Here is a 26,167-nt window from a genome sequence, read left to right on the forward strand (position 1 = left end):
GCAGTTATCAGTTTACACTCAACGTTTACCTTTAAATGCTTTGACACTGTGTTTATTGATGCTGCGACGATTCGCCTGTTTATCACGAGGTGGACGCTTAGGTGTCACTTTATTATCAGAACCATCCTCTCCGACTTTTTCACTCGGCTTATCCGTTACTGGAAAGTCTGCCAATGATGCTAACTGTAACTCACGCGCCGTCAAGTTGCGGATCGCGGTTAAGCTTGGCATTTCACCATGGCACACCAAAGAAATAGCGAGCCCTTTGGCGCCCGCCCTTGCGGTGCGGCCAATACGGTGCACATACACAGGCGCACTGGTGGGTAAATCTAAATTGATCACCACTGGTAAGGCATCAACATGAATACCTCGGGCCATTAAATCCGTCGCCACCACCACTTGAATGCGATTGGCTTTAAAGCCGGCCAAGGTTTGGCGGCGCACAGTTTGATCTTTTTCGCCGTGCAGCGCAGCAGCATTTATCCCCGCCTTAAGTAGTCGTTTCGCTATCGCATCGGCATCGTCGCGGGCACTGATAAACACCAGCACTTGCGGCCATTTATATTGCTTGAGTAACGCAATCAATGCCTGCGCCTTGCTGCCCTTATTGACTAAATACAGTCGCTCTTCGATTTCGGCGGCGACAGCATTGCGTGTACTGGCCTCAACCCGAAGGGGATTATTGCTCAGCAATTTACCCGCCAAAGAATCTAAAGCCTCTGGCAAGGTGGCGGAAAACAGTAAGGTTTGCTTACGCTTAGGCATCATTGCCATCAGCTTTTGCACATCGGGCCAAAATCCCATTTCCAGTAAGCGGTCGGCTTCGTCTAGCACTAGGTATTTTACCGACTCGAGACTGATATGGGACTGTGTACATAAATCCAATAAGCGCCCAGGGGTTGCCACGACAAGCTGCGGTTTAGCGGCAAGTTCGGCTAATTGATCTTCCTGCGCTATGCCGCCACAGAGGAGCTGAATCTTCAAAGGAATCGATACGGATAACTGACTCGCCAGCGCGTGCAGCGCCATCGTTACCTGCTGCGCTAACTCCCGTGTCGGCACTAGCACTAAGGCCTGCGCATTGCTGGCCGAGGATGACTCCCCCCCCGCTAACCCCACTTGGTGCTTAAGTTGTTGATAGATAGCCTGCAGCAAGGGTAAGCCGAAAGCCAAGGTCTTACCGCTACCGGTTTGCGACAGCGCTAGCACATCTCGCCCAGTAAGAATCGCCGGAATCGCTAATTGCTGTACCCGTGTCGGATACTTGAGTGCGGCAGGCAATACCGAACATAACGCCAAATTAACGCCAAGTTCGGCAAAGGTTAACGACTCTGGGGAAGGCTCAGTGGAAAGAGAAGGCTTAGGAATGGTCATCGCAACACCGATAAAAACATGGGAGCGAAAGTTTACGCAGAGTTGGCTGTTAATACCAATGTTGTTTCGGCTTTGACTAAAGCCTTGGGGTAGTTTTCGACGGGATATTTAACTATTCACGTTACGTAAGCCCAAAGCCTAATTTTCAAACTTCATTTAAATTTTTAAATCAAAGATAAAGTCAAAGTCGTGGGTCTTCAACCCACACCCGACCAAGAGGGGATCAACAGCAATCCCCTCTTGGATCTCCCTTGCCGCCCTAGCGAAGTTACATGCATTAGAGACTAGCTTCGTGCTTATTCGAAAATCGCTAACGCTTCCGATGGTACATCCTGTACCCCGAAAGCTAACTCGGCATCCATGCCTCGCTCACGCGATTTCCTTCAACGCCCTTCAGCAACTTCGCAGGGGAGATAAACTTCTGATTTATCGGTGCTAATTGTTAATTCCAAAAGAGTTTACGGCTCCATCATTCAGTATGCATGTCGTCCTCAAGGTGATAAGCCACTCCCTCCTCATCAGGCTTACTCTCATATGAAAAACCCAGATATGCTCGTGTTTGACCAGCGCAATCTGAACATCTGAGCTCAATGGTAGGTTGCTGCCCACTAAGAAGTTGTTTTATGTAACCGTTGACTTGATTCTTATGTATGTCCATTACGTTAGAACAGTGCTTACAAGGAACCTCTAATACTGACTGGTACTCTAACTTGCGAGATTGGTTAATCTTGTATTCCGCTTCACAGTTCTGATTAAGGCACCTAATGACGTTTCCAATTTTGACAAACCGCTGAGAATAGATAAGACGTGAACCGCAACTTTTACAAAAATCATCGGTTACCAATTCCGGTGTCATATTGAGATGCCAGCTCTTAATCAATACGTCCCAGCGCTCACTAATCTCAGTTAGCTTAGACCTAATCTTGTCATATGAAGTTGACTCTAAATCGTGAGGAATAGGCATGTGAACATATCCACCTAACGTTCCATAATCCTTATCCAATACTCTTAAGTTGATAGCTTCACAATTAGGCAGCTTTATCCAGTAAGACTCCTCCGATGGAGGCGGAGTATTATCATTTTCAACAAAGGCTACGGCTATTTGCACATCCGTATTAAGCTCAGGATGAAGTTGTTCAATCCTCCGAAGTAAGTGCTTTGGCTGCCATATGCTTTTTGAGATCTCGTCTCTAATTTCCCCCAGCAACTCATACTTTTTGTAAATCGTGGCTTCAATGGCAAGCCTCATATCAAGAGCTGCATAGCGAAGTCTGAAATTATCCCCAGAATTAAGATGCTCAATGCAACTAGCATAATGCTTTTGGGCCATTACTAAATAATTGCCTTCCATAACAATACTCGAATAACTAAGTTAGATAAGCCAATAACAAAAAGGGAGCCATCAAAAATGAATCAGGTCACCCAAGTTAAAGCAACATCATGCACTCAGGGTTTGGCTTCAAGCAACGGAAAGTTACTTAGTCACGAGTTAATAGAGTCAGCCACTGTTAAATTTTGGACAAGAAAACAGAAAGATGTGACATATCTTTTTAAGCAAATCGCAGACAACACCAAAGCTACAAGTGTTCACCATCCCCTCGGAGTTGCCGCAGGGCATTTGCGTCCGTTGCGTGAGCGAGGCATGGATGCCGAGATAGCGTCAGTCGAATCAGGGACGAGCGTCTGACGCGCTAGCATAAGGACGCTTAATGCCCAAGGGGCTTTCAACTCCGTTGGGGACGCCGGGCCATGTTTTATAAATAAGCCAAAAGGGGAACAGGCGCTTTTCCCCTTTTGGTCGGGTGTGGGGTGAACCCCCACGACTTTGATTTTGCTTTTAAAAACCATCGAAATCTCAAACTAGAAAGATCGGACAGGCATAACTTTTATGCCTGAACAATTTACCGAACACATCAGAGCCTAAGGAATACATCTCCCCTCGGAGTTGCCGCAGGGCGAATAGACAAATTGCGTGAGTCTTGCCATGGATGGCAAGCTAGCTTTCGCAGGTGCAGGGACGCATCCTTCGGAAGCGATAGCAAATTTGGCGATGAGCGCAAGGGGCTTTCAACTCCGTTGGGGCGTCTTGGAGCATCCAAGGAGGATAGGACGAGCAGTCCTCCTTGGTCGGGTGTGGGGTGAAGCCCCACGACTTGGATTTTTCTTTAAAAAAGAGAAGCCTAACGCTAGGTTTAAGTCACACACAATCTCGGCTATCAAGACAAATAGCAAAGCAGAACAATCAAACTAACATCAAACCTTTTAAGTGGTTTTTGCATAAAACAACTATAAAAAAGCCCCGCTAGTATTAAACACTGCGGGGGTTTATTTATCTAGTGCGCTGCTAACTAACATAACAGCGGCACCACCCAACCTAATTAGCTATTTAGGTCTTGGAAAAACTTCTTCACGCCATCGAAAAAGCCTTCAGCCTTTGGGCTGTGCTTCTTTGATTCACCGGTTAAGGTCGCCTCAAACTCACGCAGTAATTCTTTCTGACGTTCGTTTAGGTTGACTGGCGTTTCCATCACGACTTTGCAGAGCAAGTCGCCAACGGCATGGCTGCGAACCGATTTAACCCCTTTGCCACGCAGACGGAACATACGGCCCGTTTGAGTTTCGGCTGGGATCTTCAGACTGACTTTGCCGTCCAGTGTTGGCACTTCAATCTCACCGCCGAGCGCCGCTTTGCTGAATGAAATCGGCACTTCGCAGTAGAGGTTGTTGCCATCACGCACGAAAATAGCATGTTCACGTACTGTGACCTGAACGTATAAATCGCCCGGAGGCGCACCAAACTCACCCGCTTCGCCTTCACCCGCTAAACGGATACGGTCGCCAGTGTCGACACCCGCAGGGATCTTAACTGACAGGGTTTTGGTCTTCTCGACACGGCCATCGCCATGACACTTAGAGCAAGGATCTTTAATGATCTTGCCGCGACCATGACAGGTTGGACATGGCTGTTGTACGGTGAAGAAACCTTGGCGCATTTGCACTTGGCCTTGACCATGACAGGTGCCACAGGTAGTCGCCGAAGAGCCTTTTTTCGCGCCGCTACCGTCACACACATCACAGCTGGCTAAGGTTGGAATACGCAGTTCTTTGGTGAGGCCTTTTACGGCTTCTTCCAGTGATAACTCTAGGTTGTAACGTAAATCTGAGCCGCGGGCCGCTTGGCGTTGACCGCCACGGCGTCCACCGCCGAAAATATCGCCAAAGACATCACCGAAAATATCGCCGAAATCTCCCGCACCGCCGTAGCCACCACCGCCGCCGCGATTCGGATCCACACCCGCATGACCAAATTGGTCATAGGCCGCTTTTTTGTTGGCATCGGTAAGGATCTCGTAGGCTTCTTTAACTTCTTTAAAGCTCGCCTCGGCAGCTTTGTCGCCAGGATTGCGATCGGGGTGAAACTTCATCGCCAAACGCTTGTAGGCTTTTTTAATTTCACGTTCGCTGGCGTCACGACCAACGCCTAATACTTCGTAATAATCTCGCTTTGACATAATCTCATGCTTCTCAGCTTAAGTTGAACGAACGGGCGTTAGGGTTTCCCCGTAACGCCCGCCTAGAAATTAACTATTTGAAATCAATCAATTTGATTGAGAGCAAATGTTATTTCTTGTCGTCTTTCACTTCTTCAAATTCAGCATCGACAACGTCATCGGCAGTCGCGTTAGACTGTTTAGCAGCACCTTCTTGTGCGCCGCCTTGAGTTTGAGCTTTAGCCTGAGCAATTTCCATCAGCTTAGCAGACGCTTCAATCAGCTCTTGAGTCGCTTTTTCAATGGCTTCTTTGTCGTTGCCTTTAGTTGCAACTTCAACTGCGCTCATTGCCGCTTCAATCTTAGCTTTGTCGTCTGCTGGCAGTGCATCGCCCGCTTCTTCAACTTGTTTCTTAGTTGCGTGAACTAAGCCGTCAGCTTGGTTGCGAGATTGCACTAACTCTTCAAACTTCTTGTCTTCTTCAGCGTGTGCTTCAGCGTCACGTACCATTTGCGCCACTTCTTCTTCGCTTAAGCCAGAAGAAGCTTTGATAGTGATGTTTTGTTTCTTACCAGTTTTCTTATCGGTGGCAGAAACATGCAGAATACCGTCAGCGTCGATATCGAACATCACTTCGATTTGTGGCATGCCACGTGGTGCTGGCTCAATACCGTCAAGGTTGAACTGACCTAATGACTTGTTCGCGCTTGCTTGCTTACGCTCACCTTGCAGTACGTGAATGGTAACTGCACTTTGGTTGTCATCGGCTGTTGAGAACACTTGCTGCGCCTTAGTCGGAATAGTGGTGTTTTTCTCAATCAGCTTGGTCATTACGCTGCCCATGGTTTCGATACCCAGAGACAGTGGTGTTACGTCTAACAGCAGAACGTCTTTCACGTCGCCTGACAGTACGCCCGCTTGAATCGCAGCACCTACGGCTACGGCTTCGTCAGGGTTTACGTCTTTACGAGGTTCTTTACCGAAGAAGTTAGTCACTGCTTCTTGAACCTTAGGCATACGGGTTTGACCGCCCACCAGAATCACTTCGTTGATGTCTGATACTGATAAGTCAGCGTCAGCCAGTGCCACTTTTAATGGCTCTAAAGTACGAATGATTAAGTCTTCAACCAGAGATTCCAACTTAGCACGGGTGATTTTCACCACTAAGTGCTTAGGACCTGTTGCATCAGCAGTGATGTATGGCAGGTTCACTTCAGTTTGGTTGGTGCTTGAAAGCTCAATCTTCGCCTTTTCAGCCGCTTCTTTCAGACGTTGCATTGCTAATGGATCTTTACGCAGATCTAAGCCTTGCTCTTTCTTGAATTCGTCAGCTAAGTAGTTGATTAAACGGTTATCAAAGTCTTCACCACCTAAGTGAGTGTCACCGTTAGTCGCTAATACTTCGAAAGTTTGGTCGCCGTCGTTGCTGTCGATTTCGATGATAGAGATATCGAATGTACCACCACCTAAGTCGTACACTGCAACGATGTTGTCGCCTTGCTTCTTGTCGATACCGTAGGCCAGTGCTGCAGCCGTTGGTTCGTTGATAATACGTTTAACTTCAAGACCCGCGATGCGGCCCGCATCTTTAGTGGCTTGACGTTGTGAATCGTTAAAGTATGCAGGAACGGTAATAACCGCTTCTGTTACTTCTTCACCTAAGAAGTCTTCTGCAGTTTTCTTCATCTTTTTCAAGATTTCAGCAGAAACCTGTGGTGGAGCCATTTTGTTGCCACGTGATTCAACCCAAGCATCACCGTTGTCGGCTTGGATAATTTTGAATGGCATGATGTTCACGTCACGTTGAACTTCGTCATCTTTGAAGCGACGACCGATCAAACGCTTGATCGCGAAGAATGTGTTATTTGGGTTAGTTACAGCTTGGCGTTTTGCTGGCTGACCCACGATAGTCTCATCATCGGTGTAAGCGATGATAGACGGGGTTGTGCGATCGCCTTCAGCATTCTCTAATACGCGTGCTTTGCCGCCATCGAGGACAGCTACACAAGAGTTTGTTGTGCCTAAGTCGATACCAATAATTTTACCCATGAGGTCCTCCGAAAAATTTCTGTCTAACTAAAATTTATAAGTTGGTTTTGATATGGGGCCGGACGTATTGTTTATCAAGTCCATTTTTGGCCACCTTCTCTGCCTTAACACCTATATTGGGACAGGGAATTTAATTACAAGGGCCGATAAAAAATTTTTCTGATATATCTTTTCGAAAAACTCGGCTGTATAAAATATTCAAAACCGCAAAATCCGCTTGCTTATCAGCAATAGCTGTTATTCAATCTGCGCACATTGAGTCGTGTTTAAGCGCATAGGGTAAATAGTGTGAAGTCTTCAAATTTGGCGTATGTGTACGGCATGGCCGCGGTATTCCTCTGGTCGACGGTGGCAACCGCATTTAAGATTGCCCTCGGGTTTTATAGCCCATTGCAACTGGTGTTTGTGGCGGTACTCACCTCAATCGTTGCTCTAGGCGCCATTCTCGCTTGGCAAAAAAAACTACCCCTTCTTAAAGCGCAGCTCCTTCGCCGCCCGGCTTTTTATCTGGTCACAGGGCTGATTAATCCTTTTCTTTATTATTTGGTGTTGTTTAAAGCCTATTCACTCTTACCCGCACAGCAGGCGCTCTCACTCAATTACACTTGGGCGGTATTGCTGCCGCTGTTAGCCGCGCCGCTGCTGAAACAACATTTGCGTAAGAGCGATATGATTGCAGCGCTGATTGCCTACTCAGGGGTGTTTATTATCGCCACTGGCGGCGATGTCAGCGGTTTTCGCTTTGATAGTCCTTTAGGGATTGGTCTTGCATTAACTAGCACTTTGCTCTGGTGCCTATATTGGATTGTGAACACTAAAGATCAAGGCGATCCTGTCGTGAGCCTATTGTTAAGCTTTTTAATTGGCTTACCCTTTATTACCGTCACCCTGCTGCTAACCGATACTCTGCCCAGCTTTAGTATTAGCGCCGTGATGGCAGGCATGTATGTTGGTTTATTTGAAATGGGCATAACCTTCGTACTCTGGTTAATGGCGCTTAAAACCGCCACTCGCACGGCCAATATCAGTACCTTAGTGTTTTTATCGCCGGTCATGTCGATTGGGTTTATTGCTTGGATTTTGCAAGAAACCATTGCCACAGCAACCTACATTGGACTCGGCTTTATTTTAAGCGGCATGATGTTACAGCAGTTATTGCCGCGCTATTTGGAACGTAAAACCAAACTCAATACCAAGCTTGCGGACTAAACAAGGGATAAGGTGACTCACTCTGGCATAGATAATTTATGCCCGAGCTAACATTTTAACGCCGCAGAAAGGGCTACTATGGCGGACTTTTATTGCCCCTAGACTTTTATTGCACCTAATTTTGGGGCGCGAGGACGAGAGCATGACACCAGCCGTACAAATGGCAAAGAAAGCCAAAATTCCCTTTGAAATCTTAGAATACAGTCACGACCCACACTGCGCCGCTTACGGTGAAGAAGCCGCCAATGTGTTAGGGCTCGCCCCCGCGCAAGTGTTTAAAACCTTACTGGTCGCGACCGATAAAGCCCATCCGCCGCTTGCCGTCGCGCTAGTGCCCGTTGACCATCAACTCAATTTAAAAGCCGTCGCTAAATGTTTAGGCCAGAAAAAACTGCAAATGGCCGATGCGGATTTAGCGCAAAAATCCTCTGGCTACCTCGTTGGCGGCATTAGCCCCCTAGCCCAGAAAAAACAGCTGCCAACGCTGATCGATGCGACGGCTCAGCAATTCGATAAAATCTACGTCAGTGCTGGCCGCCGCGGCCTTGAAATCTGCCTTGCGGCGAATGACTTAGCAAAATTATGCCGCGGGTCATTTGCGGATATTAAAACCCTTTAAGGCAAAACATCAGATATTGCTAAAATATGCTGAGAGCATCACAGCATTTATCCTCAACAGAGTTGAAAACTGCAGCATATCCGTCTATAAATTGAACTGTAAACATACGACTAAGGATAGTCAGATGGAAAAATCAACTCAATGGAATCAAGAAGATGGCTTAAGCCCTGTCGGTTGGGTTGCCATGCTCATTTGTATTGCCCTTTTCATCTACGAACATTTTTGGGGAAACGGTTTCACAACCATGGTGGTGATGCTCTATTGCAGCTTTTTACTCCCCTCGGTATTGATCACCCGTAGAGTGCAGGAAAAGTATTTTCTTTATACTTTGATATATATCAGAGCCTTTCGTAAATTCACTATAGTGATGTCGGTGGCGTTTCTCTGTCTGTGGTTAATCGCCACTTACACTCCACTTATCCATTAACCGCGCCGTTTACCTATTAAAAAAGCCGCAATTGCGGCTTTTTAATAGAGCGACTTTTACTGTGCTTAATCCACTATGCGCGGCTAGTGTAATCACCCCATGCTAGCCACTTATAGGTGGTCAGCGCCTCAAGTCCCATAGGGCCTCGGGCGTGAAGTTTTTGCGTGCTCACGGCCACCTCGGCCCCCAAGCCAAATTGGCCACCATCGGTAAAGCGCGTGCTGGCATTAACATACACGGCCGCCGAATTTACTTCGTTCATAAAATGCGTTGCAGCATGGATATCATCGGTCAGAATCGCCTCCGAGTGTCCACTGGAATAGGTACGGATATGGGCAACCGCAGCATCAATATCATTCACCACTTTAATTCCTAAGGTCAAAGATAACCATTCGGTAGCAAAGCTTTGCTCAGTTGCTGCAGAAATATCAAAGCCCAGCCCATCGAGCAGTGCATAGCTTTGTTCACACACTGAAAAACGCACACCTAAGCGATGTAAGTACTCGGCAATTTGCGGCACAAAGCGCTCGGCAACTGCGTTATCCACCAGCAAGGTATCCAACGCATTGCATACCGTCGGGCGCTGCACTTTTGCGTTAGCAATCACCTCGAGTGCGCGCTCAAGATCGGCATGTTTATCGACATACAGATGACAGATCCCAATGCCACCTAAAATCACCGGAATCGTCGCTTGCTCGGCGCATAGGCGCTGCAGTGCTTGTCCGCCACGGGGGACGATCATATCGACATATTGGTCGAGCTTGAGTAGGCCTGTGACTAAGGCTCTATCGGGAGAATCAATCAGTTGCACAGCATCAATAGGCAGACCTTGGCTCGCGATGGCACCGCGGATCACTTCACTTATCAACTTGTTAGATTCGAGCGTTTCTTTTCCGCCGCGCAAAATAACCGCATTACCGGTTTTAAGTGCCAACACGGCAATATCGACCGTGACATTCGGCCGCGCCTCGTAGATAACCCCAATTACGCCCAGTGGTACCCGGCGACGCGTCAGCCTTAAGCCGTTGTCTAGAACTCGACTACCAAATTCCTCTCCAACGGGATCGGCAAGGCGAACCACATCACCGATGTCGCCGATAATCCCCACCAGACGCGATTCGTTCAGCAAAAGGCGGTCGATCATCGCATCATTCAAGCCTTCAGCCTTAGCGGCTGCAACGTCTTTGGCGTTGGCCGCAAGAATGGCCTGAGTGTTCTGCGTCAGGGCCTCGGCAATCGCTTCAAGTAATTCCGCTTTCTGTGCGGCGCTTAGACTAGCCAAAGCATAGCTCGCTTGTTTAGCCTGGCTACCTAGTTGTTGTAAATATTGCGTTTGATTAGTTTGACTCAAAACAGACCTCGCTTATAAGACGACCATGTCGTTGCGGTGCACTATTGCGTCACCATAATCGTAACCGAGCACTGACTCGATTTCGTCGGAATGTTTACCCGCAATTAACCCTAAGGCATCACCACAGTAGCGAGTGATGCCTCTGGCAATGATTTTTCCTTTTTGGTCAACCAATTGCAGGGTTGCCCCGCGTTCAAATTCCCCTTTAACGCCAATAATCCCCTTAGAAAGTAGGCTGCGACCTTTTTCGGTCACGGCTTTCACAGCGCCAGCATCGAGCACCAGTGAACCTTGGGCAGCGGGTCCCGCTAAAATCCACTGTTTGCGGCTCTCTAATGGATTTTCGATAGCGCTAAAATGCGTGCCGACAGATTCTTTGCCGACAACTTTTTTAATCACATCGGGATGATGACCCGAGGCAATCACCACTTCAATGCCTGCGCGGCGAGCAATATCCGCTGCTTCTAGCTTAGTTGACATTCCGCCCGTGCCTAATCCCGAAACCGAACCACCGGCTAACAGACGTAAGCTATCGTCAATTTTTTCAACCTGAGAAATCAACTTAGCATTAGGGTTGGTGCGCGGATCGGCATCGAACAGGCCCTTTTGATCCGTCAACAAAATCAACAGGTCAGCATCACACAGCAGCGCCGCACGCGCCGACAAATTGTCGTTATCGCCTACTTTGATCTCGTTAGTGGCAACCGCATCGTTTTCGTTGATGATAGGAATAATATTGTTTGCCAACAAGGCATTAAGGGTATCGCGGGCATTCAAATACCGCTCCCTATCGTGTAGATCGGCGCGGGTCAGCAGCAATTGCCCCACATGCAAACCGTAGATGCTAAAGAGTTGTGCCCAAGCGAGAATAAGCTGACTCTGCCCGACAGCGGCTAATAACTGTTTGTTAGCCATAGTGTCGGGCAATACCGGGTATTGGAGATGTTCGCGTCCAGCAGCAATTGCGCCAGAAGTGCATAATACAACTTCGACCCCTGATCTCATCAGTGCGGCCATTTGACGAGCAAGCTCAACCATATGGGCTTTATCCAGCTGTTTACTGCCAGAAGTCAGCACACTCGTCCCCAACTTCACTACCACGCGGCGATACGCTATCTCACTTAAATTCATTATTCATATGTAGAAAATAACCGGATAATCCTTATACCTAATCCGCAGAGCAATTGGTAGTTAGTGGGCAGGATGTTGGTAGAAATTTTCAATTCTGCATGGGATCACGCATAAAAAAGGGCCATCGATTAGATGACCCTCAAATAATTACGGACTAATTAGCCACTCACTAAGTATCAGCCGTAAATAAATTTCGCAATAAACATCGCTGCGAGCACAATCACCCCGATATTTAAATCGCTAAAACGACCCGTTAATAGCTTGATGGCGGCATAGGAAATAATCCCCAGTGCAATCCCTGTGGCGATAGAGAAGGTCAACGGCATTAGGATACAGACCACAACTACCGGTGCAGCCTCGGTTAAATCTTCCCATTCAACGTGAACCAGTCCGGACATCATCAGAATTGCCACATAAAACAGCGTGCCAGCCGTTGCATAGGCGGGGATCATCCCAGCTAATGGCGATAAGAATAAGGCCAAGATAAACAGTAAGCCAACCACGACAGCGGTTAAGCCTGTGCGGCCACCCGCGCTCACCCCAGCGGTACTCTCAATATAACTGGTGGTGGTAGAGGTTCCTAAGGTCGCACCCGCAATCGTCGCCAAACTGTCAGCGGTTAAGGCACGGTTTAAGCGAGGTAAACGGCCTTTCTCATCGAGGAAACCACCGCGCTGCGCCACAGCAACTAAAGTGCCTGATGTGTCAAAAAGATCCACAAATAGGAAGGCAAATACCACAGACAGCATTGTCACTTCAAATACTTGAGATAAATCCATCGCCATAAAGGTCGGTGCGACAGAAGGTGGCATAGAGACGATGCCGTTGTAATGCACATCACCGAAGACTAATCCAAGCCCAGTAATAATCAGGATGCTTAAAATGACCGCCGATTTCATGCCACGTTGCACCATAGCGATGATCAGGAAGAAACCTAATACGGCCATCACAGCAGGGAAGGCCGTAATATCACCCATGGTCACTAAGGTTGCAGGGCTTGCTACCACAATGCCGGCACTCTTTAGACCAATCAGCGCGAGGAATAAACCAATACCCGCGGCGATACCGATGCGCAGCGACATCGGAATACTATTCACAATCCACTCGCGAATGCGCACTAAAGACAGGATTAAAAAGCAGATCCCCGATAAGAAAACCGCGCCGAGTGCCGTTTCCCAGCTATAGCCCATTTCACCGACTACTGTGTAAGTAAAAAAGGCATTGAGTCCCATACCTGGGGCCAGTGCAATGGGATAGTTAGCCATCACACCCATCACAATACATCCCACCGCCGCAGCTAAACAGGTAGCCACAAACACGGCTCCATGATCCATACCCGCATCGGCTAACATCATTGGGTTTACAAAAATGATGTAGGCCATAGTCATAAATGTTGTCAAACCTGCTATCGCTTCCTGCTTGAGGCTCGTTTGATTTTGTTTCAGTTTGAACAGCTTTTCTAACATGGAACTGGGTTCCTTTTCTTTTTAAGTAGGTAGGGTCTAAATATGTAAACACTATGTAGCAGTGTTTTTCGCAGGGGATTATAGGGAGTTTGTGCTGGTCAGGCCAGAAAATTGATGGGGATTTTATTGATAGAAATCGCTAAACAGAACAAAAAAACACCATAAGCAATTCGTATTAAAGCACATAATAAATAGGGGTTAGCGAGCGACTTGCGGCCTTATGGATGGTCTAATACCGTGCAACATTAACAGCATATTGTTTTTTAAGTGAAATAATCGTAATTGTGCACAATGGTTATTGCATAGCGGCATGTTAGGCTATATCTGCGCCGCTAATCGGATTGAAGTAGATATCAAAAAGCCGGCGCCCTTAAGGGCGCTGGCTTTTTGAGTTCAACGGGGAAAATGCTTAAAAGCGATAGTTAAAGCTGACGGTAAAATTACGTGGCGCGCCGTAGTGATACGCACTGTAAGCAAGGCCAGACGCTGTCATATAGGCATAATACTTCTCATCCAGCAAATTCTCCAGGTTAACCTGCAGATCCATATTTTCAGCCAGATCGTAGCGTGCCATTAGATTCACTAGTGAATAAGCATCCTGCTTGATAGCCACACCACCACCCTCTGAGTAACTGTCGCTTTGCCAATTCACCCCACCACCTATGGTTAACTCGGGCAATAAATCCACAAATTGATAGGTAGTAAAGAGTTTAAATTGCTTCTGCGGACTGGTGGTTGCCACTCGCTTACCCTCTGCATCTTCGGCATTAAATTGCGAATAACCCGCAGAGATATTCCAGCCATCGGCAGGCTCACCCACCACTTCTAGCTCAAAACCCTTACTCTTAGTGCCTTGTGCGGCTTCATAGTAATTCACGGGTTGTCCACCAATAACTATCGTTCCAGCTAAGGTTGCCAAGTTATCTTGGTCAATTTGGAACACGGCCACAGTGGTATGTAGGCGATCGTCAAGATAGGAACTCTTCAAACCTAATTCGTAGGCTTTACCTTCTAATGGGTCTAAATATTCTTGATTAGCATCGAAATAATTCTGCGGATTAAAAATCTCGGTATAGCTGGCGTAAATACGGTGCTCTTCATTGATATCGTATAAACCACCTACATAGGGCACAAACACCCCATCATCGCCAAAGTTAGTGTCAGTACCATAGCTCACACCTTCACGGTTCCAGCTTGAGATACGTCCACCGGCAATCAGTTTGAAATCATCGGTGATGGTCAGACGAGTCGCTGCATAAAAGCCTTTTTGCTCGGTATCCATATTGAGCTGACGGTTCGCATTGGTCGACCATTCAGGCTCGGCAAACTGATTTTGTTGCCATTCGTAAAAGTTATCGACCACTTGTGAGTCCCAACCCGTCATATCGTCGCGGATAGGCTCATAGGTATCGGCGTAGGACTTTTGCTTACTATACAAGGCGCCTGTCACAAACTCATGGGTTTGACCAAAGAGGTCATAGTCGCCCTTAAGCTGCACATCAAAGTTATTCGAGTTACTTTCACCATGGCTGTGATAACGCTGACCACTGAGCCCAGCACCCGTGTCTTTATCGAGTAAACCAGACATGTAGATCATCTTAGTGGTGGTTTCATATTCCATGCGGTTGTAGTTAGCCACCAGTTGCCAACCATTGCTGAAGTAATGATTTAGGTTAGCAAAGTAGTTGATATTCTTGGTTTCCCAGCGGCTCCAATCGGCGGCTGTGGTGGCCGAAGTATCCCAATCTGTGGCTGAGCCATCGCTAAAGACGGCGGGCAACGCGCCCCACATCGCGCCTTTTGGATCGTTGTGGTTATAGCTAGCACCGACACGCAGTAAAGTGTTGGCGGTGATATCGCTATCGACCACACCATAGAGAATGGTTTTGCGGTCTTGATACAGATTTTGGTAAGAATCGCTATTCACATACTTAGCGACTAAACGGCCACGGACACTGCCGTCTTCATTCAGACCATTGGACACATCCGCGGTGACTTGTTTTTTATCCCAACTTCCAGTGGCGACATCCACATAACCTTTAAGATCGGAACTGTCGGCATGCTTACGCACTAAGTTAATCGAGGCAGAAGGATCGCCTGCACCCGTTAATAATCCGGTGGCACCACGCACGACTTCAACGCGCTCGTAAATAGACACATCCGATACCGTTTCGCCAGCATCGCCGCCTAAACTCCAAGATAAAGGCACGCCATCAATTTGATAGTTTTGGACGGTAAAACCGCGGGCCGAAAAACCGTTACGTACGTTATCGGTTTTTGAAGAAGATAAGCCCACAGTGTTATTGACCACGTCGACCACAGTATTTAACGCCTGATCTTCAATCCGATCCGCCGTCATGATGCTGACCGACTGTGGCGTTTCCCGTAATGTGAGTCCGAGACCTGTCGCTGTATCAATATTTCGACTCACAGTGTATTTACCCATCACTGTAATTTTTTCGATATTTTGATCTTGTGTCTCTGTTTTAGAAGAAGTTTGTTCTTCGGCCATCAACGCCAAAGGATTCAATGCTAGTGTTACCGCAGCCGCAAGAGGAAGTAGATTAAAACGCATAGTCGTTAAGCAAGTTTGTTAAGGTGTACATACGGTAACACTATTGATAACGATTTGCATTTGTGATTTATGTGATAAATGTAACAAATTTATCATTCTTAAGTCGTACAAAAAGATGAATGCGTTAGTAAAAAAATTTTATGTTTTAAAAACAGGTAATTAAATTAACTATTGAAAAGAATAGTTATCTCGACATGGCAGCAAAAAATTTTAAGTTCTTGGAAAGATATGGGCGACATAGAGGGATAACGGTGGAAAAAAACTAAAAAAAAGCCTGCTCAATGAGCAGGCAAGACATATTTCAAGCGTCCCTTTCGGGGAAGTACATAACCGCGCTAGCGGAAAAACCTGGCATACCCATGCAAAAACACCGATATGCTACTTGAGTCTAAACACGCCAAAAAGGCGATACAAAGGTTGATGGATGATGGAAACTAGGTTTAAAGGGATAGTTAGCCCTTAAAGCTCATAGCGAATAAACCGCCACGCAAAACATCTGAGTTGATCCAAGTGTTTTGCCAAACAAAATAATTCTTGCCTGTATAAGACATAGTCAATTACTCCTAAGTAAAGTTGAGATTAAGTACTCTAGTAAAGCTTGGCTCGGTTCCTTGGAACTAGAGATTCTCAAATCCGTTGAGACGACTTGTCACTCGGGTCCTTGGAGAAGGGTATCCATCCTGGATAGACTAGAGGGGATGGCGCATTGCCCTGTCCACGAAAACCATTATATATTTTCGTAGTTTTATTACAAGCTTTATTTGTATTTTTTTAATTAAGGCCTTTTAATGTAATTAAATTACATTAAAAGGCCGGAAATTTTGGCGACCCGCATCACATAAAAACAGAAATAATCCTGTAACCATCTAATAAGTAAGATATTACAGAATTATTTCTATTTGTTAGGTCGATTTGTTAACGATTGATCAGATATTGATACAGAGCGACTAACGGACTGGCGGTGGGTTTACCGTAATGCGGATCGCCCTCAGTTGCGCTGCCAGCGATATCTAAGTGTGTGTAAGCTAAAGGAATTGCGGCATTGACACCGTGTTCAAACAAACCAGAAGCTTTGAGAAGGAAGGCCGCTGGATATTGATGCCCACGGGCCGTCACCGAAGATGGCGCATTGTTAGAAGATAAAATATCCGCGGCACCTGACACTTCGCGGATCTTGGCAAAATCCTCACGGCGTAATGTAGAGACTTCAAAGGGTTCGCCCCATTGGCTCGCTTGCAACGCGAGTGTCTGCGCACACAGTGCGCCACTGGCGACCGCATTTTCAACCGCAGCAGGATAATTACCATAGCAACGCACCACATGGCCCGTCAGCGTCGCGACCGAAAACAGCTCTGGTTGCACCGCCGAAACCGCTTTAATACGCAGATGGCTTAACAGGTCTGCCAATACTAAGCGCCCTTCCGCATCCGTATTACCAATGCGTACCCGCACGCCCGCATGGCTAGTGATAATTTCATCGGTGACAAAGGCTTCGCTGCCAATGCTATTACGCACTAAGCCCAGTTCGGCGATCACCCGGATCCCTTTAGGCTTGAGCATTGACAAGGTTTTAAATAACCCCGCCACCGCCGAAGCGCCGCCTTTATCGCGGCTCATACCCGCCATTGCGCCGCCCACTTTCAGATCGGCGCCGCCCGTGTCATAGACCACGCCTTTGCCAGCAAATAAGAAGGTACGGGTAATCTCGCCCTCTGGCAGATATTCGAGTTTCACCACCCGCGGTTGATGGCGCCCAACAGCAAAGGAAGAACGCGCCACCGCACTTAACAGCGGATAATCCCGCTCGAGAATATCCCTATCTTCCACCACTGCGGTTTTAATCACGCTGCCTTTAAAGGCTTGCAAACAATATTCGGCAAAGGCCTTAGCCGACATACGCTCAGGTTCAGTGCCGCATAAATCCCTCGCCAAAACACGGCCAGCTTCTAATGCGTTGAGCAAATGACTCTTTTCAGATGATAGAGACAGCAAACCTATAGCTTCAAAGGCAGGCGTTAAGCCCATCGCCTCACGTAACTCTAAGGGTTGCCATAATTCTTGGCAGCAGGCGAGCGCCGCAACTTCGGCAGCAAAACCAAACTTGGGTGTGGTAGATGGCACAATATAGAGTAGCGGCCGTTTAGCACCCGCGTCTTTGGTGATAGCAATTGCGGCTCTTGCCGCATCACCATAAACGCGCACATCGGCATAATCATCATCGGCTTGAGTGACTGGCGCTATGATTAAACGGCCACCGGCTAAGCCGGGGGCAAACAGTAAAGTCGGGCTCTTACCGACACGCTTATCGACCTTGGCACCGTGCTCGGCCAACAAACTGATCTCATCAATCTCGATAGCACCAAGATCCGGCGTAACCACCACAACCGCATCCCAACCTTCACCATCAAAAATGGCATTTTCTGCTTGTACATCAACAAAGTTAACTTGAAACATGACCCATCCTTTTTCATTATTGTGCCTGCATTATTCCCGCTATAACGCTTAATTACCAATCAAAAAATCGCTTTAGCCCCATCGAAAAGACTGAGGGTGGCAACTTTCGCTGCCACAGGTGCATAAGACCTAATAGAGAAGATTAATCGGCCGAGCAGAATGTGGTAGGATTAGGCCAAATTTGCCCTATACCCACAAGACCTGATGAGGGACCTCCTGTGACAGCGTTAAGTCAGTTATACCCACAGCCTTTATGGCAATGGTTCGAACAAATCTGTGCAATTCCCCACCCTTCCAAACATGAACAAGCACTCAGCCAACACATCCAAGCGTGGGCTAAGAGTAAACAACTCGATGTCGTGGAAGATGCGGTCGGCAATTTAATCATTCGCAAACCCGCAACTGCGGGAATGGAAGATCGCAAAATCGTCGTGATCCAAGCTCACATCGATATGGTGCCGCAAAAGAATGCCGACAAAGTGCATGACTTTACCAAAGATCCTATCGAAGCCTATGTTGACGGTGACTGGGTAAAAGCCAAAGGCACTACCTTAGGCGCCGACAATGGTATTGGCATGGCGTCAGCCTTAGCGATTTTAGGTAGCAACGATATCAAACATGGCCCACTGGAAGTGCTGCTCACGATTGATGAAGAAGCGGGCATGACAGGCGCCTTTGGCCTGCAAGCGGGTATGCTTGATGCTGAAATCCTGATCAACACCGACTCAGAGCAAGAAGGTGAAATCTACATGGGCTGCGCTGGCGGCGTCGATGCCCAGATCACTCTGCCTATGGTATGGCAAGCGTCGGAGCAAAGTTACGCATCATTTAGCCTGCATTTATCGGGCTTAAAAGGCGGTCACTCAGGGGTGAACATCCATTTAGGTCGCGGTAACGCCAACAAACTCTTAGCACGCTTCCTGTTCGAAAATGCCGATGAATTAGCGCTGGAATTAACCCAATTTACCGGTGGTTCACTGCGTAATGCCATCCCACGCGAAGCCAATATCAGCTTTATGTTACCCGCTGAAAATGTCGATGTGCTGAATGAAAAAGTGCGTGCTTTTGAAGCCTTAGTCCGCGCCGAGCTGGCCATTGTCGACCCAGATATGCGTTTAGTGTTGAGCGAAATCCCAACGCCAAAACGTGTGATGAGTGAAAACAGCCAAAACACACTGATCGACCTGCTGCATGTATGCCCTAATGGCGTGATGCGTATGAGCGATGAAGTTGAAGGCGTGACCGAAACCTCACTCAACGTAGGCGTGATCAGCACTAACGATGAAGAAGTTAGCATTCTGTGCTTAATTCGCTCGCTCATCGATTCGGGCCGCAGCCAAGTTGAAGGCATGCTCAATGCACTGACCAACCTCGCAGGCGCTGAAATTGAATTCAGTGGCGCTTACCCAGGTTGGAAGCCAGATAACAGCTCACCCGTAATGGCGATTGTGCGTGAGACCTACGAGTCTATCTACCATAAAGAACCAGTTATCATGGTGATCCACGCGGGTCTTGAATGCGGTCTGTTCAAGAAGCCTTATCCAGAAATGGACATGGTGTCGATTGGCCCTACCATCCGTTATCCACATGGCCCAGATGAAATGGTCAATATCACCACAGTTGGTCAATACTGGGATCTGCTCCTTGCTGTGCTAGAACGCATTCCCGCTAAAGGTGAATAGTCGCTAAGCAGGCTTAAATAACAAAGGCCGCAGAGGGTTTACCGAAGCGGCCTTTTTGTTTCTTTATTTATGTACTGCGTAAGGCTGATTGTCGCACTAACTAAGCTAAGTTAAGTCAGGTTAGATTGGCGCTGAGCGAGATCCGCCCAGATAAGATTGGCACTAAAACACAAAATCCAACTGCTTCGTTTCGCGGGCCATGAGCGGCGAAAGCGTGTCTTTACTCTCGGCGAGTCCAACAGAAACCCCGAGTAACCGAATTCCACGTCCCTCTTGCCTAGCCATTGCTTGGCTCAGTAGCTCATAGAACATCACCACGGAGACCTCGTCACTGCGATGCTCGATTGTGGTCTGTTTAAAATCATTAAATTTGAGTTTAACCACTTGCTTATGGATTTGCCTCCCCTTAGCGCTTCGCCCTAAACGGCTGGACAACTCTTGGATTAATCCCGGCATCACCTGCTGGCATTGCTCCAACGTGTAAATATCCTGAGCGAGTGTAGTCTCAACCCCCACAGATTTGCGCTCGCGGCTTACCGAAATCCCACGCTCATCGATGCCATGGGCCCGCTCGACTAACACGGTGCCAAACTTACCAAAACGGGCAATCAACTCTTGCTTAGGATAAGTCTGCACATCGGCGCAGATATTTAAGCCTAGCGAAGACAGTTTTTCAGCGGTCACTTTACCCACTCCGGGGATTTTCCGCAGGGATAAGCTTTTAACGAACTCGGCGACCTCATCGGGAGGGATAACACATTGCCCATTGGGTTTATTTAAATCAGAGGCGACCTTGGCGAGAAATTTAATCGGCGCCACGCCCGCCGATGCCGTCAGCCCAGTTTCGGCCAAAATATCACGGCGAATCGCCTCGGCGATTAATGTGGCAGAGCCCTTAAACAGCTTACAATCGCTAACATCTAAATAGGCTTCATCGAGGGAAAGTGGTTCGATTAGCTCAGTGTATCGGGAAAAGATGGCGCGAATTTGCTGTGAGACCTCTTTGTAGACCTGCATACGACCGGGAACGAGGATAAGATCGGGGCACAATTTCAGTGCGTAGCCCGTCGCCATGGCAGAACGCACGCCAAATTTGCGCGCCTCATAATTACAAGTGCTGATGACGCCACGCTGCACCCGACTGCCGCCGACAGCCAGCGGTTTACCGCGGTATTCGGGAAAATCCCGCATTTCCACCGCAGCAAAATAGCAATCCATATCGATATGAATGATTTTTCGCACCTTGCATTCCTCCGACACTCAAAATACTGTATATAAAAACAGTAATCAAGTACCGCTTATCAATTTGCAGCGGTGCTGTTTGCGCTTGGATTATAAGCGCTCAAAAAACAAAGGAAGCCCTAAGGCTCCCTTGATTTGCAACTAGTTGAATTAAATCTTAAATTGCCCAATGTTGCGGGTCAGTTCGTGAGTAGCTTGCTCAAACCCTTGCAAACTTTGGGATAAATCTTGGCTTGAGAGCAAAGACTGATCGGACAAACCACGCACGCTAACGACGTTTTGTGCCACCTCTTCAGCCACAACGGCCTGCTGGCCAATCGCTACGGTAATTTCCACCGTTTGCTGCTGAATCGACACAATCGCACTGGCGATATCACTTAAGGCTTGCTCCACTTGCGTGGTCAAGTCTTGCCCAACTCTTGCCTGCTCAACCCCAGACTCCATCACCTGCTCGGCTTGCAGTGCACTCTGTTGCAGGGTTTGAATAATCCCTTGAATGTTGGCGGTGGAGTCTTGGGTACGAGACGCTAAAGTACGCACTTCATCGGCCACCACAGCAAAGCCGCGGCCTTGCTCACCCGCCCGCGCCGCCTCAATCGCCGCGTTTAGAGCTAGCAAGTTGGTTTGATCGGCAATATTGCGGATAACGCTTAGCACTTCACCGATTTGCTCGGAGCTGCTACGTAACTCCTTGATGACTTTGGCGGCTTCAATCACTTGAACCGATAAAGCTTTCATGCCTTCGGTCGCGCGGGAAACGATTTGAGTGCCATCGTGGGCTTGCGATTGCGCCTTTTCGGCAAAATCATTTGCCCGTTGAGCACTAATCGCCATTTCTTGGCTGGTCTGCGCCATTTGGGTTGCAGCCGTGGCCACTGAGTCAATTTGTTGTTTTTGCGATGACACCGAAGATACGGCTAAATCACACACTTGGCGCGCATCCATCACCCCAGTACCAACCTCTTGAGTCAAATTACGGGTATGCAACAACATCTGCTGCACCTTTTCGGCAAAGCGGTTAAAAGCATCACCCAGCTTGCCTAACTCATCTTCCCTCTCCATTAAAATCCGTTGGGATAAATCGCTATCACCCTCGGCAATGTCTTCCATGGCATCGAGTAATTTGCCGAGCTGACGCCTAAAAGGCAATAACATCAGCCATACAGTGATGCCAACCAAGAACATAATCCCTAAGGCAACGAAACAAGCATTCCAAAAGGCTTCGGTCACAGGTGCCTCAATCACCTCATGGGGCAACATAAAGGCTAAGTGCCATTTCTGCTTAGGATAATCTCCGCCGACAGACACAAAGGCCACGCGCTGCGGCACACCATTAAAGGTCACTTCGGCAAAACCTTGCGCCTCACGCTGCATTTGCTGCCTTAAGGCGTTAAAACCAGAGGTGTCTTTAAACTGGCTATCGATTTGATTAGCAAGCGAGCCCGGCGGGAATTTATCGGAGAAACCGGGGAAATAAACTAGCTTGCCTTCATCCGTCATCAGGAAGGCTTGGCCATAGTTGCGGTATTTGATTGGCGCTAATAGGGTTTTACCTATAGTGTCGATCAGAATATCCATACCACCAATCCCGATGAGTTCGCCATTGGCACCATAGACTGGGGTTTTGACCGTGGCTGAAATAGAGCCATCGTTGGCATCGACCGCAGGATCGCCCACAAATAGGCCGCGCTGATCGATAGCCTCCTGCCACCAAGGACGCTTGTTAGTGTAATAGTTTGGATCGCCATCGAAACGGCCATTGAGGTCGAAATATTCGAAGGTATTTGCCGAGCCGAAGAACACTGACTTCACATCGGTATCACGGTCGGAAAACGAGCGGAAATAACGAATAATATCTTGGTACTGCTGATCATTGGCTAAGTTACTGCCACGGGCATGGTATTGGCTAAACCAGTTGATAAGCCCAGGCTCGGCAAATACCGAGTGGATCACTTGCCCCTTAGCCACAAAATAACCACCAATCTCATTGGCTTTTAAGGCAACGAGCGCCGAAATGTCCGTATCCACTTGCTTACGTGTGTTATTACTTTCTTTATTCACGAGCAAAGCGGCAACTAAAGTAAGAAGTACAGCAAGGGCACCGACGATAGTGACCACTAACTGCAAACTCAGAGAACGTTTTATATATCTCATTCATCTTCCCGTCTGGCTGACCAACCACTTAACAAAAAATCATGCAAAAACAGTTTCACACGGTAACAATTTTTACCAGTCAACAACAGCCGAAATGATGAGAAAAAACGTAAACAAGTATTTGTAAAGAATAGACATTAGCAAAATAACAGGAATCGCTAAACAATTGACTTCAATCAGAAGATCCCATTGCTATAGCGATTTTTTACAGATTGTTAGACTAAATACTCAAAATCCAAAAACAAAGGCCAGTCATTTAGTGACTGGCCTTAGTGCTTAAACTGCGTAAGCGGGCGTTGTTACATCTTAGTTTGCAGATAATTAGGTAAACCAATTCGGTCAATCAAACCGAGTTGTTTTTCTAACCAATACATGTGGTCAGATTCGGTGTCATCGAGTAACACTTCTAAGATCTCACGGGTTTGATAATCTTTTTTCAGTTCACACAGGGCTATGACCTTACGCAAATCATCGGCAACCTTATACTCGTAAGCCAAATCGTTACGCAGCATCTCTTCGACGTTTGAGCCGATGTTGAGTGCTTCCCGCGCGGCCACATTCGGCACACCTTCGAGGAATAAAATACGCTGTACCAGTTTGGCCGCGTGAGCCTTCTCATCATCCGACTCATGGGCAATACGCTCATAGAGTTCGTTCAGGCCCCAGTCTTCGTACATATGGGCATGCACAAAGTACTGATCCATCGCCGATAACTCTCCCGTTAGGAGTCGATTCAACGCGTCGATGACCTCTTTATCGCCTTTCATATTCAGCTCCTATGACTCACTAATTTGCGATTGAAGATAGTTTTGAATGCCCGTTAAGCCAATCAGCTCCTGCTGCGATTCGAGCCAATCTAAGTGCTCTTCTTCATCTTCAAGGATATCTTCGAGCAGATCACGACTCACATAATCCTGCTCGACTTCGCAGAGGGTGATTGCATCACGTAACAGCGTGAGTTGCTCCTGCACCATGGCTAAATCGCAATCGAGCATTTCTTGGCTATGCTCGCCAATACGCAGCTTTTCGAGCTGTTGCAGATTAGGTAATCCCTCTAAAAATAATACCCGCTCAATAAGCTTATCGGCGTGCTTCATATCTTGGATGGATTTCTTGTATTCGACGTGGTTTAGCTTCTCGAGGCCCCAATGCTTGAACATTCTGGCGTGGAGAAAATATTGATTAATGGCCGTTAACTCACAGGTAAGCACCCGATTGAGTTGTCCCACCACTTTAGGATGACCTTTCATAAGTTACGATCCTTGATATGAGTGAAAGATTGATCTAAATCAAGCTTCTAGCCTAGTACAGTTTTCAAGCTAACTCAAATTTTCTTTATTTTTCACAAACTTAAAGATAAAAAGCATTCTCATTATCGCTTAGATTGGCCTGCTATCCTCCTCATAAATCAAGGATTAATCTTATGGGTACGCTCATCAGGCAAGTTCGATCTCTTTCTGTTATAAAAGCCGTTCGTCATTTGATAGGAGACCGCTATATATCCCCCCTCCTTTCACGAGCACGAGCCGACCTGAACGAAATCGGCTCTCGAAACGTAAGCAGCGCTAAAATCGAGGTAAAAAAATAGCCTCCAAAGGAGGCTATCTAAGTTGAAGCGGATAATTAAATGATCCTGTCTTTTGTCAACTTCTCACGGCGCGCTTCTTCAGCGGCCATACGACGCTTACGCTTGTCGCAGGGATCATCACAATCGCAGGCTTTTTCAATCCCTAATACACCCAAACCGCCACAACTTCCTTCCACGGCTTTGCGCTTGATGAGATAACCTATCGACATAAGCAAAAAGAACAGTAATAAAATCACAAATGCCGCGATAAAAGTGCTCATGTTAACTCCAACTACTTAAGGAAAGGCTTGAAGGCGTCACTGTAGTAGACTTTAAATCCTTCGCCTTGCTTTTCTATTAGCATTATCGCCAAGTGTTCCTTCTTGGCAAGCTCCAATGATGCTTCAGTGCCTAAAACCATCATCGCCGTCGCAAAACCATCGGCCGTCATACATTCTTGATGCAAAACGGTCACAGATGCTAGCTTATGGTTAATGGGCAAACCGGTACGTGGATCAATTATATGAGTAAAGCGCTGTCCTTCCTCCTCATAATAATTGCGATAATCACCCGACGTTGCCATCGCCATAGTGCCAGGTTCAATTACCTGCTGCACCGCCATACCATCATTGGTCGGTTTCTCTATAGCGACGCGCCACGAACTGCCATCGCCTTTAGTTCCCTTAATGCTCAGCTCGCCGCCAATTTCAACTAAGTAACCCGTTGCGTGATACTTATCTAAAATAGAGGCCACTTTGTCTACGCCAAAACCCTTGGCGATAGAAGACAAATCCACATATAAATGTGCATTGTGCTTACTCAAGCGATTACCTTCGATAGAAAGCTCACTGATACCCGTTTTGGCTTTAGCCGCATCGATATCCGCTTGAGTCGGCACTTTGGTTGGGCGCTTATCGGGGCCAAATCCCCATAAGTTCACCAGCGGTCCTAAGGTAATGTCTAAGGCTTTGTCTGTCACGTTATACAAACGCATGCCTTCTTTAACCACTTTGATGGTATCAGGAGAGACTTCGACGCTTTGCTCGAGCGGTAACTGGTTGAAACGAGACAATTCTGAATTGGGTCGATAGGTCGACATCTGGTTATTGACCAGCTCTAAGGCTAAGTCAATCTCGGCCTGCAGTAATTGGGCCGTCGGCATTTGCTCATTGGGAACCACTTTAATGTGGTAGGTCGTGCCCATTGTGCTGCCCGCGAGGGAGATAACCTCATCCTGTTTGCTACAGGCTGAAATAAAAAAGGCCAGACCTACAAGGACCAGCCAGTTCATTGAATGCTTTAACACTGAGATTTTTAACACATTGTTTTTTAACGCTAGGGTCTTAAACATAGTGACTAACAACTCTTTTGGATG

General features: G+C 47.4%; 19 protein-coding genes. 4 read left to right on the plus strand and 15 right to left on the minus strand.

Annotated features, from left to right (window positions below; all coding sequences use genetic code 11):
* Positions 1-18 precede the first annotated feature (18 nt).
* From ACK5NH_RS05515 to dnaK, 4 genes are all read right to left on the minus strand, one after another.
* On the minus strand, positions 19-1,374 hold the full coding sequence (locus ACK5NH_RS05515) for a DEAD/DEAH box helicase (protein ID WP_416918154.1): 1,356 nt from the start codon (positions 1,372-1,374) through the stop codon (positions 19-21).
* A 469-nt stretch (positions 1,375-1,843) separates the two neighbouring features.
* Positions 1,844-2,725, minus strand: coding sequence for a hypothetical protein (locus tag ACK5NH_RS05520; protein WP_172587440.1), 882 nt, complete (start codon positions 2,723-2,725; stop codon positions 1,844-1,846).
* A gap of 1,027 nt (positions 2,726-3,752) precedes the next feature.
* On the minus strand, positions 3,753-4,886 hold the full coding sequence (dnaJ, locus tag ACK5NH_RS05525; protein ID WP_011716086.1) for a molecular chaperone DnaJ: 1,134 nt from the start codon (positions 4,884-4,886) through the stop codon (positions 3,753-3,755).
* 109 nt (positions 4,887-4,995) lie between these two features.
* Entirely contained in the window at positions 4,996-6,915 is a 1,920-nt protein-coding gene (dnaK, locus tag ACK5NH_RS05530; protein WP_011621749.1) for a molecular chaperone DnaK, read from the minus strand.
* 288 nt (positions 6,916-7,203) lie between these two features.
* On the opposite strand from dnaK, the gene ACK5NH_RS05535 reads away from it, so the two are divergent.
* From ACK5NH_RS05535 to ACK5NH_RS05545, 3 genes are all read left to right on the plus strand, one after another.
* A complete protein-coding gene (locus ACK5NH_RS05535; RefSeq protein ID WP_416918157.1) occupies positions 7,204-8,124 on the plus strand; it encodes a DMT family transporter in 921 nt (306 codons plus the stop codon).
* Between the two features lie 142 nt (positions 8,125-8,266).
* Positions 8,267-8,743 carry a Cys-tRNA(Pro) deacylase gene (ybaK, locus tag ACK5NH_RS05540; RefSeq protein WP_011621747.1) on the plus strand — a complete coding sequence of 159 codons (477 nt, stop codon included), beginning with the start codon at positions 8,267-8,269 and terminating at the stop codon, positions 8,741-8,743.
* Positions 8,744-8,867: 124 nt separating this feature from the next.
* Complete coding sequence (locus tag ACK5NH_RS05545) at positions 8,868-9,170, plus strand: hypothetical protein (protein ID WP_416918159.1); 303 nt, start codon at positions 8,868-8,870, stop codon at positions 9,168-9,170.
* A 73-nt stretch (positions 9,171-9,243) separates the two neighbouring features.
* Here the strand turns inward: ACK5NH_RS05545 and ACK5NH_RS05550 are convergent, their stop codons facing one another.
* From ACK5NH_RS05550 to ACK5NH_RS05570, 5 genes are all read right to left on the minus strand, one after another.
* Positions 9,244-10,521 carry a glutamate-5-semialdehyde dehydrogenase gene (locus ACK5NH_RS05550; RefSeq protein ID WP_416918161.1) on the minus strand — a complete coding sequence of 426 codons (1,278 nt, stop codon included), beginning with the start codon at positions 10,519-10,521 and terminating at the stop codon, positions 9,244-9,246.
* A gap of 12 nt (positions 10,522-10,533) precedes the next feature.
* Entirely contained in the window at positions 10,534-11,652 is a 1,119-nt protein-coding gene (proB, locus tag ACK5NH_RS05555; RefSeq protein ID WP_220057477.1) for a glutamate 5-kinase, read from the minus strand.
* Positions 11,653-11,828: 176 nt separating this feature from the next.
* The gene (locus ACK5NH_RS05560) at positions 11,829-13,118 is read right to left on the minus strand and encodes an NCS2 family permease (RefSeq protein WP_416918163.1); all 1,290 of its coding nucleotides are present in this window, start codon (positions 13,116-13,118) and stop codon (positions 11,829-11,831) included.
* Between the two features lie 409 nt (positions 13,119-13,527).
* Positions 13,528-15,693: a TonB-dependent siderophore receptor gene (locus ACK5NH_RS05565; RefSeq protein WP_416918165.1), complete on the minus strand. Its 2,166-nt coding sequence runs from the start codon at positions 15,691-15,693 to the stop codon at positions 13,528-13,530.
* A gap of 915 nt (positions 15,694-16,608) precedes the next feature.
* Positions 16,609-18,147 (minus strand): M17 family metallopeptidase, encoded by a 1,539-nt coding sequence (locus ACK5NH_RS05570; protein WP_416918167.1) that lies wholly within the window; start codon positions 18,145-18,147, stop codon positions 16,609-16,611.
* Positions 18,148-18,365: 218 nt separating this feature from the next.
* On the opposite strand from ACK5NH_RS05570, the gene ACK5NH_RS05575 reads away from it, so the two are divergent.
* On the plus strand, positions 18,366-19,829 hold the full coding sequence (locus tag ACK5NH_RS05575; protein ID WP_416918169.1) for an aminoacyl-histidine dipeptidase: 1,464 nt from the start codon (positions 18,366-18,368) through the stop codon (positions 19,827-19,829).
* Between the two features lie 162 nt (positions 19,830-19,991).
* On the opposite strand, the gene dinB is transcribed toward ACK5NH_RS05575, so the two are convergent.
* The 6 genes from dinB to ACK5NH_RS05605 all read right to left on the minus strand — a co-directional run bounded on the left by dinB (position 19,992) and on the right by ACK5NH_RS05605 (position 26,143).
* A complete protein-coding gene (gene dinB, locus ACK5NH_RS05580) occupies positions 19,992-21,071 on the minus strand; it encodes a DNA polymerase IV (RefSeq protein WP_416918171.1) in 1,080 nt (359 codons plus the stop codon).
* Between the two features lie 150 nt (positions 21,072-21,221).
* Complete coding sequence (locus ACK5NH_RS05585; RefSeq protein WP_416918173.1) at positions 21,222-23,225, minus strand: methyl-accepting chemotaxis protein; 2,004 nt, start codon at positions 23,223-23,225, stop codon at positions 21,222-21,224.
* Between the two features lie 299 nt (positions 23,226-23,524).
* Positions 23,525-23,992, minus strand: coding sequence for a bacterioferritin (gene bfr / locus ACK5NH_RS05590; RefSeq protein ID WP_416918175.1), 468 nt, complete (start codon positions 23,990-23,992; stop codon positions 23,525-23,527).
* A 9-nt stretch (positions 23,993-24,001) separates the two neighbouring features.
* Entirely contained in the window at positions 24,002-24,475 is a 474-nt protein-coding gene (bfr, locus tag ACK5NH_RS05595) for a bacterioferritin (protein WP_416918177.1), read from the minus strand.
* 373 nt (positions 24,476-24,848) lie between these two features.
* Positions 24,849-25,073, minus strand: a complete 225-nt coding sequence (gene nqrM, locus ACK5NH_RS05600; RefSeq protein ID WP_007645837.1) for a (Na+)-NQR maturation NqrM — start codon at positions 25,071-25,073, stop codon at positions 24,849-24,851.
* Between the two features lie 11 nt (positions 25,074-25,084).
* A complete protein-coding gene (locus ACK5NH_RS05605; protein WP_416918179.1) occupies positions 25,085-26,143 on the minus strand; it encodes an FAD:protein FMN transferase in 1,059 nt (352 codons plus the stop codon).
* Positions 26,144-26,167: the final 24 nt, after the last annotated feature.

Source organism: Shewanella sp. (genome assembly GCF_047975355.1).
GTDB lineage: Bacteria > Pseudomonadota > Gammaproteobacteria > Enterobacterales > Shewanellaceae > Shewanella.

Coding starts and splice junctions, on each gene's coding strand:
- bfr (WP_416918177.1), bottom strand. CDS start 24,475: ATGAAAGGTCATCCTAAAGTGGTGGGACAACTCAATCGGGTGCTTACC.
- proB (WP_220057477.1), bottom strand. CDS start 11,652: ATGAATTTAAGTGAGATAGCGTATCGCCGCGTGGTAGTGAAGTTGGGG.
- ACK5NH_RS05570 (WP_416918167.1), bottom strand. CDS start 18,147: ATGTTTCAAGTTAACTTTGTTGATGTACAAGCAGAAAATGCCATTTTT.
- ACK5NH_RS05585 (WP_416918173.1), bottom strand. CDS start 23,225: ATGAGATATATAAAACGTTCTCTGAGTTTGCAGTTAGTGGTCACTATC.
- dnaJ (WP_011716086.1), bottom strand. CDS start 4,886: ATGTCAAAGCGAGATTATTACGAAGTATTAGGCGTTGGTCGTGACGCC.
- ACK5NH_RS05520 (WP_172587440.1), bottom strand. CDS start 2,725: ATGGAAGGCAATTATTTAGTAATGGCCCAAAAGCATTATGCTAGTTGC.
- ACK5NH_RS05565 (WP_416918165.1), bottom strand. CDS start 15,693: ATGCGTTTTAATCTACTTCCTCTTGCGGCTGCGGTAACACTAGCATTG.
- nqrM (WP_007645837.1), bottom strand. CDS start 25,073: ATGAGCACTTTTATCGCGGCATTTGTGATTTTATTACTGTTCTTTTTG.
- ybaK (WP_011621747.1), top strand. CDS start 8,267: ATGACACCAGCCGTACAAATGGCAAAGAAAGCCAAAATTCCCTTTGAA.
- ACK5NH_RS05605 (WP_416918179.1), bottom strand. CDS start 26,143: ATGTTTAAGACCCTAGCGTTAAAAAACAATGTGTTAAAAATCTCAGTG.
- ACK5NH_RS05545 (WP_416918159.1), top strand. CDS start 8,868: ATGGAAAAATCAACTCAATGGAATCAAGAAGATGGCTTAAGCCCTGTC.
- ACK5NH_RS05560 (WP_416918163.1), bottom strand. CDS start 13,118: ATGTTAGAAAAGCTGTTCAAACTGAAACAAAATCAAACGAGCCTCAAG.
- bfr (WP_416918175.1), bottom strand. CDS start 23,992: ATGAAAGGCGATAAAGAGGTCATCGACGCGTTGAATCGACTCCTAACG.
- dnaK (WP_011621749.1), bottom strand. CDS start 6,915: ATGGGTAAAATTATTGGTATCGACTTAGGCACAACAAACTCTTGTGTA.
- ACK5NH_RS05515 (WP_416918154.1), bottom strand. CDS start 1,374: ATGACCATTCCTAAGCCTTCTCTTTCCACTGAGCCTTCCCCAGAGTCG.